We start from the raw sequence: 14,697 nt of genomic DNA on the forward strand, positions 1-14,697 counted from the left end.
ATCAGTCGTGTTTTTTTGCAAAATAACAGCCAAACGGGGGCAGATTGAGCTGATTTTTTACAAGCTGACCACTGTGATGGCTCACATCAGCCAACTCAGTCAGTGAAACTGTTGTTAAATCAAGCGATGCACTTTGTTCGCTTAAGTTAAAACAACACAAAATAGTGTCATCGCCCGTGCTGCGCCAAAACGCCAGTAACGGCTCAGGGGTATCAATAAACTCAATATCACCCACAATTAAAGCTTGATGGTTTTTACGCCAATGTAAAAACTCGCGGAAGCGGTTTAAACACGAATTGAGGTCGGCATTTTGCAAGTCGACACTGTTACTAAGATGCTGCTTTGCCACAGGTAACCAAGGTTTTTGCGTCGAAAAGCCGGCAAACTCTGCATTATGTTGCCAAGGGTGCGGCGTACGACAGCCATCACGACCTTTAAAATTTGGCCAAAAAGTGATGCCGTATGGATCTTGTAAATCTTCAAATGCGACATCAGCTTCGGTTAAGCCAAGCTCCTCACCTTGATACATGCATACGCTGCCTCGTAATGAGCCAAGTAACGCGGTCAGCATTTTTACTTGAGCGTCACTGCGTACGCCATTTTTTGCCCAGCGTGATGCCACGCGTTCAACATCGTGGTTACTAAAGGCCCAGCATGGCCAGCCTTCAGTCATTTGTTTTTCTAAACCTTGTACTGTTTGGCGAATATAAGCGGCGCTGTAGTCTTTGGTCAGTAGCTCAAAGCTATACCCCATGTGCAGTTTATTGCCACCTTGGGTGTATTCGGCCATGGTCGCTAGCGAATCTTCAGATGAAATTTCACCAAGAGAAACTGTGCCAGGATAACGGTCAAGTAGGGCACGAATTTCTGCCATAAAGGCAAGATTTTCAGGTTGTGTATTGTTGTAATAGTGGTACTGAAACGCGTAAGGATTATCTTCGCTAAAGCCGCGACCTTGGCGTTTATCCACTGGTTTTGCTGGGTTGTCACGCAATTGCGCATCGTGGTAGCAAAAGTTAATCGCATCGAGTCTAAAACCATCAACCCCTTTTTTGAGCCAAAACTCGACATTATCGAGTACATGTTGGCGCACATCTGGGTTATGAAAGTTTAAATCTGGCTGTTCAGTTAAAAAATTATGCAGATAATATTGTTTACGACGTGGTTCCCATTGCCATGCAGGGCCGCCAAAAATTGATAACCAGTTATTGGGTGCTGTGCCATCTGGTTTTGCATCGGCCCAAACATACCAGTCTGCTTTATCGTTGGTTTTATCAACGCGGCTCTCACTGAACCAAGCATGTTGATCTGAGGTATGGCTTAATACTTGGTCAATAATGATTTTAATATCACGTTGGTGCGCTTTATCAATCAGCTCATCAAAATCGGCTAAAGTGCCAAAAAGAGGGTCGATATCACGGTAATCGCTGATGTCGTAACCAAAATCTTTCATTGGTGACTTAAAAAAAGGCGATACCCAAATTGCATCAACACCTAGCCCTTTTATGTAGTCAAGCTCGGCAATGATCCCTGGAATATCACCGATACCGTCATGGTTTGAATCTTGAAAACTACGAGGGTAGATTTGATAAATTACCGCACCTTGCCACCATTGAAGCTTGGCCATGATCTCTCCAAAACCGTAAAGGGTTTTTAATTTAATAAAACAGATAAGCGGTCTGCGCCGCGAAATTAGTAAAAAGCATACGTTATCCAATTTTTTCTGTAAAAGGCATGCATACGTATGCATTTGAAAAGAGTATAAATAAGGATTTTGAAGGGAAGCAAAATCGTCTGTTTGGCTTAGTTTTTATGGTGACGACCATCTGCTTTACCAATTTTTCACTGTTAGCCGCATTATTGTGCTTAAAGGTCTTATTTTTATCTTTACGTTGCTAACGATTCAAGCTGGTGCGGGCAGTGCACGAGTTTGGTGCAAGAACTTTGGTTTGGTATGACCAATTTACAAAAATCTAAATGAAGTTAATTTTTATCGTTTTATTAACATTGGGTAGGTGCATGCTTGCCAAGAAAAAATAAATTTAACGCTATTTTAGTCTGAAAAACCCTCGCAAGTTCCCATTCTATAAGATTATAACTCAAACATGGCTGTGTTCCTTTATATTACGGTCACTTAAGCTACTCTGTGTAAACAAAGTGTAAAATAATTCACCTTTGTTTTTTTGAATACGTATGCAGTCAGTTGTATGACAAATGTGGTAGGCGTTACTATTTTTAATGACAACAAAGGCGACCCAGATTGGTGCAATCGCTACGCTTTAAACCGCATCAATCATGGGGCTATTACAAAATAGTCAATCGGGATAAAACATTATGTCTAAATTTAAGCCAAGTATGCTAACACTGGCACTTGTTTCTGCAGGATTCTCTTCTTTATCAGCATTTGCTGCTGATGAAGTGAAAAAAGACGAAGCGCTCAATCAAGAAAACGTAGAAGTTATTGAAGTACGTGGTATGCGCCGCAGTATTGTTGAGTCAATCAACGTTAAACGTTTTGCAACAAACGTGGTTGAGTCGATTTCAGCTGAAGATATCGGTAAATTACCAGATTCATCAATTGCGGAATCAATTGCCCGTTTACCTGGCTTGGCGGCCCAACGCCTAGACGGTCGTGCTAGCCGCGTATCAATTCGTGGTTTTGGTGAAAACGAAAGTGGCACCACCTTTAACGGCCGTGAACAAGTTTCTATCAGTGACAACCGTGGGGTTGAGTTTGACCTCTACCCATCAGAAATCATGAGCGGTGTGACTGTGTATAAAACACCCAATGCGACACTTGAAGGTGAAGGCATTGCCGGTGTAATTGATATGCAAACCATTAAACCGTTATCAAAAGACGGCCAAACAGTGCAAATCAATACCCAGTTTGAACAAACAAGTTTTGATAAGCTTAACCCAGATGGCGAAGACTCTGGCTTTCGTGGTACTTTTTCGTACGTTGACCAGTTTGCTGATAATACCTTAGGTGTGGCATTTGCTTATTCAAGCATGTCGTCGCCAAACCAAGAAAAACGTTGGAATTCTTGGGGTTACCCTGAGTTTACCCACAATGGAAAACCACTTTCTATTTTAGGTGGTGCTAAACCATTTGTACGTTCGTCAGAACTTGAACGTGATTCTGTGATGCTAGTTGTTGAAGCGGCTCCAACCGATAAATTAAAACTGACCTTCGATGCGCTTTATGTAGATTTCTTAGATACCAAAACATTGCGTGGGATTGAAATTCCATTTGCATGGGGTCAAGGTTCAATTAAAGAAGAGAATGCGACCGTTGATCCAGCAACAGGTTTTGTCACCAGTGCGTTAACTGAAGGCGAGCGTGTTGTGGTGCGCAATGATCACGAAGAGCGTGACGCAACACTTAAATCATTTGGTTTAAATACTGAGTACCAAGTGAATGATACGTGGTCTTTAGACCTTGATGTCAGCTATTCAAAAGTAGAACGCAAAATTTGGAGTATGGAAAGCTACTCGGGTACAGGGCGTGGTAGTGCCGTAGGTATTGCAGATAACATTGGTTATCAGTTTAACTCAGGCAATACAGGTGCAATGTTTACTCATCAACTTGATTATAGCGATTACAACTTAATTCAATTAGGTGGTCCGCTTAGTTGGGGTGGTAGCTCGGCACTGAACGAAAGTTTAGGCATAAAGGACACGCCGCTTAAAGATACAGGTCAAGATGGCTTTATTAATACACCAAATATTGATGATGAATTAAAAGCGATTAAATTTGCTGCAACACAAGTGATTGAGTCTGATTTTATCAGTGCATTAACCTACGGTGTTTCACGTCGTGAACGTGAAAAGCAAAAAGTATCAGAAGGTTACTTCATGACGCTTAAATCGTTCCCAGATACGATTGTAGTGCCAGAAGAATATCGTTTAGGTTCAGTGTCACTTGATTTTATCGGTATGGGCGACATGATTGCCTATGATTCAAAAGGCTTAATTGATGATGGTTATTACACGCTGCTGGCGGAAAGTTTAACCGATACAAAGCATGCGACTAAATCATGGACTGTTAAAGAAAAAATTACGTCTGCGTTTGTGCAAGCAGACATCAATACCGAAGTGGCCGGTTTAGCGCTAACCGGTGGTGCGGGCTTACGTTATGTGCATACTGAGCAATCGTCGCAAGGTTCAGCATTTACAACTAACAGTGCGGGTCTAGTGTTGGCTTCACCAACAGATATGGAACACAGTTATTCACATTTATTACCAAGCTTAAACTTAGTGTTGAAGTTAGATGATGAACAGTCTCTGCGTTTTGGTGTGGCGAAGACTATTTCTCGTGCTCGCATGGATGACATGAATGCGTCGATTGATGCAGACTACAAAACTAAACCAGACGATAATGGCAACTACTGGATAGTAAGTGGTGGTAATACTTTACTAGAGCCAAAAGAAGCGACAGGCATTGATTTATCATATGAAAACTACTTCTCAGATGAAGGTTATTTCTCTGCAGCCTTCTTCCACAAAGATTTAAATCAATGGATCTTTGATGGTGCCTATGAAGTGGACATGACAGGCGTCGCTGTTCCGGCAACTGGCGAGATCCCACCTCATTCAACAGGTACAGGTTCTGGTAAAGTCAATGGCGGTGGCGGTACTTTATGGGGTTATGAGCTTGCGGTTACTTTCCCATTCAAATTGATTGATGAGTCACTCGAAGGGTTTGGTATTATGGCCAGCCATACCGGTATTAACTCGGATATGGAAGACCAAAAAGGTAATGAGTTTGAATTACCGGGCTTATCAGACCAAATTCAGAGCTTTACACTTTATTATGAAAACTACGGTATTCAATCGCGTGTCAGCATGCGCAAACGTAGTGATTTTAAAGGTGATGTTTATGGCCTTGGTTTTGACTCACAACAAGTTGATATCTTAGGCGAAACCATTTGGGATGCGCAAATTGGTTATAGCTTTGAAGAGTCACAAGTTCAAGCGTTACAAGGCTTAACTGTGTCGTTCCAAGTACAAAATATAACTGAAGAACCTTTCACCTCCTTAAGTGGTGATAACAAGCTTCAAGTACGTGACTACCAAGATTATGGCCGTACTTATTTGTTAGGCGTGAGCTACAAGTTCTAATTTGATTTATCCAATGTTATTTAAAGCCCTTGAAGTTTTTGATTTCAAGGGCTTTTATTTATAGCCAAACCAACTGAAAATCGCATCTTGAGGCGGTTTGGCTATATAAGCATTGCAATAGTTTTAAGTTAATTGAGTCTATTGCAATGCTGCTAATTATTTCATCATTTTATTAAGGAGATCATCATGACACCAACAAAAATAAGTAATGTTGTGATTGTTGGCGGCGGCACAAGCGGCTGGATCACCGCAGCTTTACTAGTGAAAGTGCTTGGTCGTGTAATCAATATTACCTTAGTCGAATCCGATGAAATTGGTACTATCGGCGTCGGCGAAGCGACTATTCCGCCGATTGTGCAATTAAATAACGCCCTTGGGATCAGCGAAAAAACCTTTTTAGCCCACACTAAAGGTACCTTTAAACTCGGTATTGAATTTAATGATTGGGGCCAACTTGGCGACAGTTATATGCATGCCTTTGGTGGCATTGGCAAAAGTCTACCTTTTTGTGACTTTCATCATTTATGGCTGCAAAGCAAACAACAAGGCGGCAACAGTGACTTTTGGGATTTTTCGCTAAATTACCAAGCCGCAATGGCTGGGAAATTTGGCCCCAGTCAAAAAATAGCAAGCACAAATATTCAAGGCCTTGAATATGCGTATCATTTTGATGCGGGACTGTATGCAGGGCTGTTAAGCGAATTTAGCCAAGGTTTAGGGGTTAAACGCCTCGAAGGTAAAGTGACTGAGGTGGTGGTCAATCAAAACAATGGTGATGTGAGCCACTTATGCTTAGCCAATGGCGAACATCTTTACGGTGATTTATTTATTGACTGCACAGGGTTAAAAGCCTTGTTGATTGAACAAACCCTTAATACAGGCTTTGAGGACTATTCACATTGGTTACCGTGCGACCGCGCTGTTGCGGTGCCGTGTGAAAAAGTTGAACCAATTGTGCCTTATACCCGCTCAACGGCACACAGTTGTGGTTGGCAGTGGCGCATACCTTTGCAACATCGCACAGGGAATGGGTTAGTGTATTCGAGTAAATATTTAAGTGATGAGGCTGCAAAAGCGCAATTACTAAATAGCCTTGATGGCAAGCCATTGGGCGAGCCTAAAATCATCGCCTTTAAAACCGGACGCAGACGCAAACAATGGCATAAAAATGTGGTGGCCATTGGCTTATCAAATGGCTTCTTTGAGCCGTTGGAATCGACCAATATTCACCTTATTCAAACCGCAGCAACCCGTTTAATAAAGTTTTTTCCACACTTTGGCATTAAAGATGCTGAAGTGAGCGAATTTAATCGCCAAGCTCAGGTTGAAGCTGAGCAAATGCGCGACTTCATCATTTTGCATTACAAGGTAAATCAAAAAGTGGATAGCCCTTTTTGGCAAGCGTGTCAGCGCATGGAGATACCCCACACTTTGGCGCAAAAAATCGCGCTGTTTGCCCAGTCGGGCAAAGTATTTCGTGAGCAAGACGAATTGTTTACCGAAATTGCCTGGCAGCAAGTGATGCTAGGGCAAAATCTAGTGCCTGCTGATATCCATCCGATTGCTACCATGCTAAGCCCTCTACAATTAAGTGAGCTCATGGAAAACCTTAAAACCTTAGTAGATCATAATGTGGCAGGTATTGTTAGCCACAGCGATTTTTTAGCTCAAATAGCGCATTAGGAGTCAATCAGTGCCCAAAATAATGATTGGCATGGCCCTTTATTGGCTGTGTATTTTTCGAGTGTTTGCTAGTTCGGTTGAAGTGATTGTTGAGCCACCCATGTGGTGGGTGGGCATGGCGCAGCCTAAGTTACAATTATTGCTTCGCGGCAAAGATATTGGTGCTGCGACGATTCAATTACAGCAATACCCAAACGTTAAAATGCTATCGCAGCAATCGGTGGCCAATTCGGATTATTTATTTGTTAATTTACTAATTAATGAAGGCGCGGCAACGGGTCAATTACAGTTTAAGGTCACTTGGCCAGACGGTCAGGAGAGTATTCTTAGTTATGCCCTTGGCGCACGTAAAAAGGCAAGTGCTGCTAGAAAAGGATTTGATAACTCAGATGTGATTTATTTAATTAATCCCGATAGATTTGCCAACGGTGATGTTAGCAATGATACCCAAGCCAATTTACTTGAAGGTGTAACCCCAACAGATCCCGATGGACGCCACGGCGGCGATATTGCCGGCATTATTCAATACCTTGATTATTTAGCCCAATTAGGGGTAACACAATTGTGGCTGACTCCGGTTCTTGAAAACAATCATCCTAAATACTCGTATCATGGTTATGCGATTACTGATTTTTATCAGGTTGATGGTCGGATGGGGTCAAATGAAGCGTACAGAACGTTGTCGTTACTCGCTCAAAAACAAGGCATGGGTTTAGTGATGGATATGGTGCTCAATCATAGCGGCAGTCACCACTGGTGGGTCAGTGCGCCGCCAACGCCCGATTGGCTTAATCCGAAAACTCATTTAGGCCAATTTAGCGCTACCAGTCATGCAAGGCAAACCATTCAAGACCCTCATGCAAGCAGTAATGATAAACGTGCGTTTAGTGATGGTTGGTTTGTACCTGACATGGCCGATTTAAATCAGCGCCAGCCACTTTTGGCACAGTACTTAATTCAAAATGCGATTTGGTGGGTTGAATATGCTGATTTATCGGGCATTCGGGTCGATACCTATTCGTATTCAGATAAAACATTTTTAACCGAGTGGACCAAAGCCTTGCTTGATGAATACCCACAGTTAGGCATTGTCGGTGAGGAGTGGAGTACTAACCCAGCCATTGCCAGCTATTGGCAGCAAGGTAAGCACAACCACGATGGTTATGAGTCATATTTGCCCAGTGTGATGGATTTTTCATTACAACAAGCTGTGATTGAAGGCTTACAAGAACCCGAGAGTTGGAACACTGGGCTGATAAAAATCTATCAATCATTAGCGAATGATTTTCTTTACCCGCATCCTGAAAAATTGCTGGTTTTTGCCGACAATCACGACATGAGTCGGGTATTTACCTCGTTAAAACAAGATGTGGCAAAAACTAAAATGGCGCTTGGCCTCTTGTTAACCACTCGTGGTATAGCTCAGCTTTATTACGGCAGTGAAATATTACTCGATAATACCCCAAGTGATGCTCATGGGGTGATAAGGGCTGATTTTCCCGGTGGTTTTGCCCATCACACCGTCAATGCTTTTACAGGCCAAGGCCTGACACCCGCCCAAAAGGACATGCAACAGTGGCTAACACAGCTGCTTAATTTCCGTAAACAGCAAGCTGTATTGCACCAAGGCGACTTGATGCATTTTAGCCCGCAAAACGGCGTATATGTTTATTTTAGGTATAACGATGATCAGAGCCTAATGATGATACTCAATAATAATGCGCGCCCTTTGACGCTTGAGTTGTCACGATTTAATGAGCGTTTAATTGGTTATCGCCACTATCAATCACCCTTGCAGTTAGAGCTCAAAGGCGACTTAGATAAGCCAATTGAACTGAGTCCTAATTCGTTTACCTTGTTACAATTGCAGCAATAAGATGCAATTACTGGTGTTTTATAGACTGAATACGTATGCAATTGCTAGAGCTTTCATGCTGTTGTCATTTAGTATTTTTGTCAGAATGATAAAAAGATGAGCGCCCATGACGCAGCACACTTCAAAACACAACAAAACCGTAAAAAAATTGGCCCTATTAATGGCAATTGTTTCGCTTACTTCATGTAGCAAACCGCCTGAGCCATCAAGCGAAGCCGCGAGCGTTGCTCAAGGTAAGCCTGTGGTATATCAAGTATTTACTCGGTTATTTGGTAATAAAAATACCACCAATATTCCGTGGGGTACCAAAGAGCAAAATGGAGTTGGTAAGTTTGCTGATTTTGATGACAAAGCCCTGGGTTACATTAAACAATTAGGCACAACCCATGTGTGGTACACCGGCGTTTTGCATCATGCCTTAGTCGCCGATTACAGTGATATTGGCATTAGCAATGACGACCCCGATGTGGTTAAAGGCCGCGCAGGGTCTCCTTATGCGATAAAAGACTATTACAATGTAAATCCTGATTTAGCTCTTGAGCCTGTCAATCGCTTGGCTGAATTTGAAGCGCTAATTGCGCGCACGCATCAACATGATTTAAAAGTCGTCATTGATATTGTGCCCAATCATATCGCACGTAACTATCAATCAATCTCCAAACCAAACGCACAGCGCGATTTTGGCGCTGATGACAAGACAAGCCTCGAATACAGTAAAAATAACAACTTTTATTATGTGCCTGGGCAAGCCTTTGCAGTGCCAGAGCCACTTGATGGTTATCAACCCTTAGGTGGGCAAGCTCATCCGTTAATTGATGGAAAATTTAATGAGTTTCCGGCTAAATGGACTGGCAATGGTGCGCGTCAAGCGCAGCCGCATTTTCACGACTGGTATGAAACCGTTAAAGTGAATTATGGTGTTAAACCCGACGGCAGTTATGATTTTCCCCTATTACCTGCGCAGTTCGCCACTCAGTCATATCAAGCTCATTACGCTTTTTGGCAACAACATCAATTACCTGACTCTTGGTATAAATTTCGCGATATTGCCTATTACTGGTTAGATAAGGGCGTTGATGGTTTTCGTTATGACATGGCCGAAATGGTGCCGGTTGAGTTTTGGAGTTTTTTAAATTCCGCCATCAAGATGAAAAATCCCAATGCGTTTATTTTAGCCGAAGTGTATAACCCAGATTTATATCGTCCTTATATTCAGCTTGGCAAAATGGATTACTTGTACGACAAAGTAGGGTTTTACGACACCTTAAAAGGCATGATGCAAGGTATGCAGCCAAGCCAAGATTTAATTGACGTGTATCAAAGTGTTGCTGATATCGAACCGCATTTAATGCACTTTTTAGAAAATCACGATGAGCAACGCATTGCAAGCCCTGAGTTTGCCGGTGATGCACAGTTAGGCAAGCCCGCGATGGTGGTGTCAACCTTGATAGGCACTGCACCAACCATGCTGTATTTTGGTCAAGAAGTTGGTGAGAAGGGCGCTGAAAATGCAGGGTTTGGCAAGCTGAGCCGCACCAGTATTTTTGATTATATTGGCGTACCAGCCCATCAAAGAGTAATGAATAATGGTTTATTTGATGCAGGCCAATCAAGTAGCGATGAGCGCCAGTTGCTCGGGTTTTATCGTACATTACTTGGTCTTTCGCCTCTACCTGCTATTTCACAAGGCCAATACGTAGCGCTTAATCAATTTATTACTGACCTGCCTGCCAGCGACAAACGCAATGTATTGCTCTTTAGTCGCTTTACAAATGAGCAGCAGTTATTGGTGATCAGTAATTTTTCTAAATCAGAGGCTCAATCGGTACAGGTCTCTGGTTTACAAGCGTTAATCGCCAAATGGCAGCTGCCAGATGGTGAATATCAGCTTAAAGATATCCTTGGTTTTTACCAAAGTGTGCTGAGCGTAAAACAAGGTCAAGCTGAATTTGGCATTCATTTGGCGCCACTTGATAGTGCCGTATTAGAACTACAACTAAAAAATAAGGGTAAATAATGGCAGATCAAAAACCCCAATTGTCATTTTGGCAAATTTGGAATATGTGTTTTGGATTTCTTGGGATCCAGTTTGGTTTTGCCTTGCAAAATGGCAATGTTAGCCGAATTTTTCAAACCCTTGGGGCATCGATTGATGATATCCCGATTTTGTGGATTGCTGCGCCGCTCACAGGCTTAATTGTGCAGCCTATCATTGGTTATATGAGTGATAAAACCTGGGGGAAATTGGGGCGCCGTCGTCCTTATTTTTTATGGGGTGCCATTTTAACAACACTGGCATTAGTGATTATGCCCAATTCGCCCACGCTTTGGATTGCTGCGGGCATGTTGTGGATTATGGATGCCTCAATCAATGTCACGATGGAACCGTTTCGTGCTTTAGTGGGCGATAATTTACCGAAAAAACAACGCGCAACTGGGTTTGCCATGCAAAGCTTTTTTATTGGCATTGGCGCTGTGGTGGCATCGGCATTGCCGTGGATGATGACCAACTGGTTTGAGATCAGTAACGTGGCGCCAGAGGGCCAAATACCAGACTCGGTGAAGTTCTCCTTTTATTTTGGTGCGGCAGTGCTGTTTATTGCAGTCGGTTGGACCATTATTAAAACCAAAGAATATAGCCCGCAAGAACTCGCGCACTTTGAGCAAGCAGAACAAGATAGCCCAGTTCACGCAAGCGTAAAACCGACTATTTTTACTCAAGGTTTAGTACGTAATGGCGCTATTGCGCTGGCCATTTTAGCCAGTGTGTTTGTATTTGAATTAGAAAAAGAACTCTATTTAGCGGGTATTGGTTTGGCTCTGTTTACTGCTATGCAATTGCTCGCTAAAAAAATGGGCCAAAGCGCAAAAACAGACAATGGGTTTTATCATGTGATGGGCGATTTATTCACTATGCCAGAGGCGATGAAACAACTGGCGTGGGTGCAATTTTTTAGCTGGTTTGCGTTATTTGCGATGTGGATTTACACCACCTCGGCGGTCACCAGTTATCATTATGGTTCGAGCGATGCAACCAGCCAATTGTTCAACGATGGCGCTGACTGGGTCGGTATCTTATTTGCCGCTTATAATGGTTTTGCAGCCTTAGCTGCGGTGGTTATTCCGGTTTGTGTTAAACGAATGGGCTTAAAAGCCACTCATATGCTGAACCTTGGTCTAGGTGCGCTTGGTTTAATGTCTTTTTTAATCATTAATGACCCACAACTGTTGTTACTCAGCATGGTTGGTATTGGTTTTGCGTGGGCGTCGATTTTATCGTTACCGTATGCGCTACTCAGCAGCCAAGTACCCAGCGCTAAAATGGGCGTGTACATGGGGATTTTTAACTTTTTTATTGTTATTCCACAGTTACTTGCAGCGAGTATTTTAGGTGTGTTAGTGAAAAATTTGTTTCAAGGCCAAGCTATTTACGCTTTGTTACTCGGTGGTCTGTCATTTTTAATCGCAGCGGCCTGTATGCTGCGTGTCAAGTATCAAAATCAATAAGGGTATGAAGATGAAAGTAATGTCAACGTTAGCACTGTCGGTTTTAGCGGCCTCATTAATGGGTTGCAATAAGCAACCAAGTCAGGCTGAAGCGCCAGTTGTGACAGTGCCTATCGCGACCGGTGCGCCAGGTGTGACCCCTTATTGGGCTTATTCAGGTAAAACTGGGATTGGTACGTCTTTTGAGCAATATCTTAATGGTCAATATAGCGATAATGCTCCCACTAAAGCGGTATCAAAAGTATGGTTTAGCATCGCACAAGGCCTTATCACCGAGACCATGTTTGGTTTAATTCACCAAGCGCAAATTAAAGATATGCAGTTTGTAGTCAAAGGTGCTGATTTTATCGCAACAGAGCGCGATGATACCACTGATACCATTGAGTATTTATCGACCGATGAACAAGGACGTCCACAATCGCTGGCCTACAAAATTACCACGCTGGATAAACAGGGGCGCTTTAAAATTGAAAAGCATGTTTTTACCGACCCAAGCGATCAAAGCTTGTTTGTCCGTGTGGTTATTGAGAGCTTTTCAGGCCCATTAACGGCGTATGTCTCGGCTAATCCGTATGTTAATAACAATGGCGTAGGCGACAGTGCGGCGGTTGAAAACGGCGCATTAGTGGCATGGGAAGGCGATAACGTAATTACGCTTAAAGCGGCCAGTGGGTTTAAACACGCCATGGTTGGTTTTACTGGGATCTCTGATGGTCTGACACAATTACAAGAGACAGATGCGCTTAATAATCTTTATCAACAAACGGGAAGCACGCCTGGCAATGTCAGCTTATTTGCCGAACTTGGCAGTGTTGCTGCTAAAGGCGCAGCTCCCACTCAATTTGATTTAGTACTGAGCTTTGGTAAAAGCAAAGAATCCAGTTTAAAGAGCGCAAATGCTACGTTAAAACGCGGTTATGACGCCACGTTGAGTGAATACAATGGCGAAGGCGACTTTATCGGTTGGCAAGATTATTTAGCGAGCCTTAAGCCACTGAATAACATGACGAATCAAACTACTGATAATGGCAAGTTGCTCTACACCAGCGCCTTGGTATTAAAAGCACAAGAAGATAAAACTCATGCAGGTGCCGTGATTGCATCATTGTCTAATCCGTGGGGTGATACCGTAAAAGCCATTGAAGGATCAACAGGGTATAAAGCGGTTTGGGTACGCGATTTTTATCAAGTCGCTATGGCGTTTTTAGCCCTGGGTGATAACGAAACGGCAAAAATTGCGTTTGAATACCTAGAAAAAGTACAAGTATCAGCCAATACCCCAGGTAATGGTGGCGATACGGGGTGGTTCTTACAAAAAACCCATGTTGATGGTGAGCTTGAATGGGTTGGGGTACAACTTGATCAAACCGCGATGCCAATTATGTTGGCATGGAAACTATGGCAAGCGCAGCAGTTAAGCGATAGCGAATTAATTAACTGGTATCAAAAAATGCTTAAACCTGCCGCTGATTTTTTAGTTAAAGGCGGGCGAGCTAAAATTTTATGGAATGATACTCACATTACACCGCCGATGACGCAACAAGAGCGCTGGGAAGAACAAGCGGGGCACTCGCCTTCCACTACCGCTGCGGTTATTGCAGGCCTTATTACTGCTGCCGATATTGCAAAAGCGGCGGGTGATGTGCAAAACAGTGCGCTTTATTTAGCAACCGCTCGTGGATACTCAGCTCACATTGAAGCGCAAATGGTGACCACACAAGGCACATTACCGGGCAGTGATGGTCATTATTATATTCGCATTAATCAAAACGAAGATGCCAACTCAGATAGTAAGCTTGGTGATAATAACGGTCGGACAGGCCTCGACAAAAAACAAATTCTTGATGGCGGCTTCTTAGAATTGGTACGTTATGGCGTGCGAAGTGCTGATGATAGTCATGTTGTTGCCAGCTTAAATGAATACGACGATGAAACCTTACCTGAGAATTTACGTGTTAAGTACAGTTTTAAATTTGCAGGGCAGGAGGGCAGCTTTGCCGGTTGGCGTCGATATGGTAACGACGGTTACGGTGAAGATGAAACGACAGGCAGTAATTATGCTGCAACAGGTGGGAATACCCCAGGTCAACGTGGTCGAGTTTGGCCGTTTTTTACCGGTGAGCGTGGTCATTATGAGTTAGCGCGTGCTAAACAAGTCGCAGGTGAAAAAGCCTTGAGTGATGAAACCATGTCACAGTTAAAACTGAACTACGTTAAAGCGATGGAGCTATTTGCTAACGAAGGCATGATGTTGCCCGAGCAAGTCTGGGACAATGTGGGCGTTAATCCGCAGGGCTATACCTCAGGTGAAGGCACAAATTCAGCGACCCCCCTTGCTTGGACGCATGCAGAATACGTTAAATTAATAAAATCACTGACCGATCAAGCTGTATGGGATTATTACCCAATCGTGGCTGAGCAATTAAAACAATAATTGAATTGAGCCAATTAGGTTAACAATAAAAAACCTGCAAAGTTGCAGGTTTTTTTATTGTTATATTGTTAAAGCA

At 43.0% G+C, this 14,697-nt stretch carries 7 protein-coding genes; 6 read left to right on the plus strand and 1 reads right to left on the minus strand.

All coding sequences use genetic code 11. From position 1 onward, the window contains the following. Position 1: 1 nt before the first annotated feature. Positions 2-1,627 (minus strand): alpha-glucosidase family protein, encoded by a 1,626-nt coding sequence (locus PTUN_RS07885; protein WP_009839706.1) that lies wholly within the window; start codon positions 1,625-1,627, stop codon positions 2-4. A 707-nt stretch (positions 1,628-2,334) separates the two neighbouring features. On the opposite strand from PTUN_RS07885, the gene PTUN_RS07890 reads away from it, so the two are divergent. From PTUN_RS07890 to PTUN_RS07915, 6 genes are all read left to right on the plus strand, one after another. Then, on the plus strand, positions 2,335-5,121 hold the full coding sequence (locus PTUN_RS07890; RefSeq protein ID WP_009839708.1) for a TonB-dependent receptor: 2,787 nt from the start codon (positions 2,335-2,337) through the stop codon (positions 5,119-5,121). Positions 5,122-5,307: 186 nt separating this feature from the next. Further along, complete coding sequence (locus PTUN_RS07895) at positions 5,308-6,804, plus strand: tryptophan halogenase family protein (RefSeq protein ID WP_009839709.1); 1,497 nt, start codon at positions 5,308-5,310, stop codon at positions 6,802-6,804. A 31-nt stretch (positions 6,805-6,835) separates the two neighbouring features. Beyond that, complete coding sequence (locus PTUN_RS07900) at positions 6,836-8,680, plus strand: glycoside hydrolase family 13 protein (protein ID WP_040644230.1); 1,845 nt, start codon at positions 6,836-6,838, stop codon at positions 8,678-8,680. A 106-nt stretch (positions 8,681-8,786) separates the two neighbouring features. Then, a complete protein-coding gene (locus tag PTUN_RS07905; RefSeq protein WP_009839712.1) occupies positions 8,787-10,697 on the plus strand; it encodes an alpha-amylase family protein in 1,911 nt (636 codons plus the stop codon). Continuing rightward, entirely contained in the window at positions 10,697-12,187 is a 1,491-nt protein-coding gene (locus tag PTUN_RS07910; RefSeq protein WP_009839713.1) for an MFS transporter, read from the plus strand. The genes PTUN_RS07905 and PTUN_RS07910 overlap by 1 nt, the downstream gene beginning before the upstream one ends. Before the next feature lie 10 nt (positions 12,188-12,197). After that, positions 12,198-14,621 carry a glucan 1,4-alpha-glucosidase gene (locus tag PTUN_RS07915; RefSeq protein ID WP_009839714.1) on the plus strand — a complete coding sequence of 808 codons (2,424 nt, stop codon included), beginning with the start codon at positions 12,198-12,200 and terminating at the stop codon, positions 14,619-14,621. Positions 14,622-14,697 lie beyond the last annotated feature (76 nt).

The organism is Pseudoalteromonas tunicata (assembly GCF_002310815.1).
Classification (GTDB): domain Bacteria; phylum Pseudomonadota; class Gammaproteobacteria; order Enterobacterales; family Alteromonadaceae; genus Pseudoalteromonas; species Pseudoalteromonas tunicata.

Coding starts and splice junctions, on each gene's coding strand:
- PTUN_RS07900 (WP_040644230.1), top strand. CDS start 6,836: ATGGCCCTTTATTGGCTGTGTATTTTTCGAGTGTTTGCTAGTTCGGTT.
- PTUN_RS07910 (WP_009839713.1), top strand. CDS start 10,697: ATGGCAGATCAAAAACCCCAATTGTCATTTTGGCAAATTTGGAATATG.
- PTUN_RS07885 (WP_009839706.1), bottom strand. CDS start 1,627: ATGGCCAAGCTTCAATGGTGGCAAGGTGCGGTAATTTATCAAATCTAC.
- PTUN_RS07890 (WP_009839708.1), top strand. CDS start 2,335: ATGTCTAAATTTAAGCCAAGTATGCTAACACTGGCACTTGTTTCTGCA.
- PTUN_RS07905 (WP_009839712.1), top strand. CDS start 8,787: ATGACGCAGCACACTTCAAAACACAACAAAACCGTAAAAAAATTGGCC.
- PTUN_RS07915 (WP_009839714.1), top strand. CDS start 12,198: ATGAAAGTAATGTCAACGTTAGCACTGTCGGTTTTAGCGGCCTCATTA.
- PTUN_RS07895 (WP_009839709.1), top strand. CDS start 5,308: ATGACACCAACAAAAATAAGTAATGTTGTGATTGTTGGCGGCGGCACA.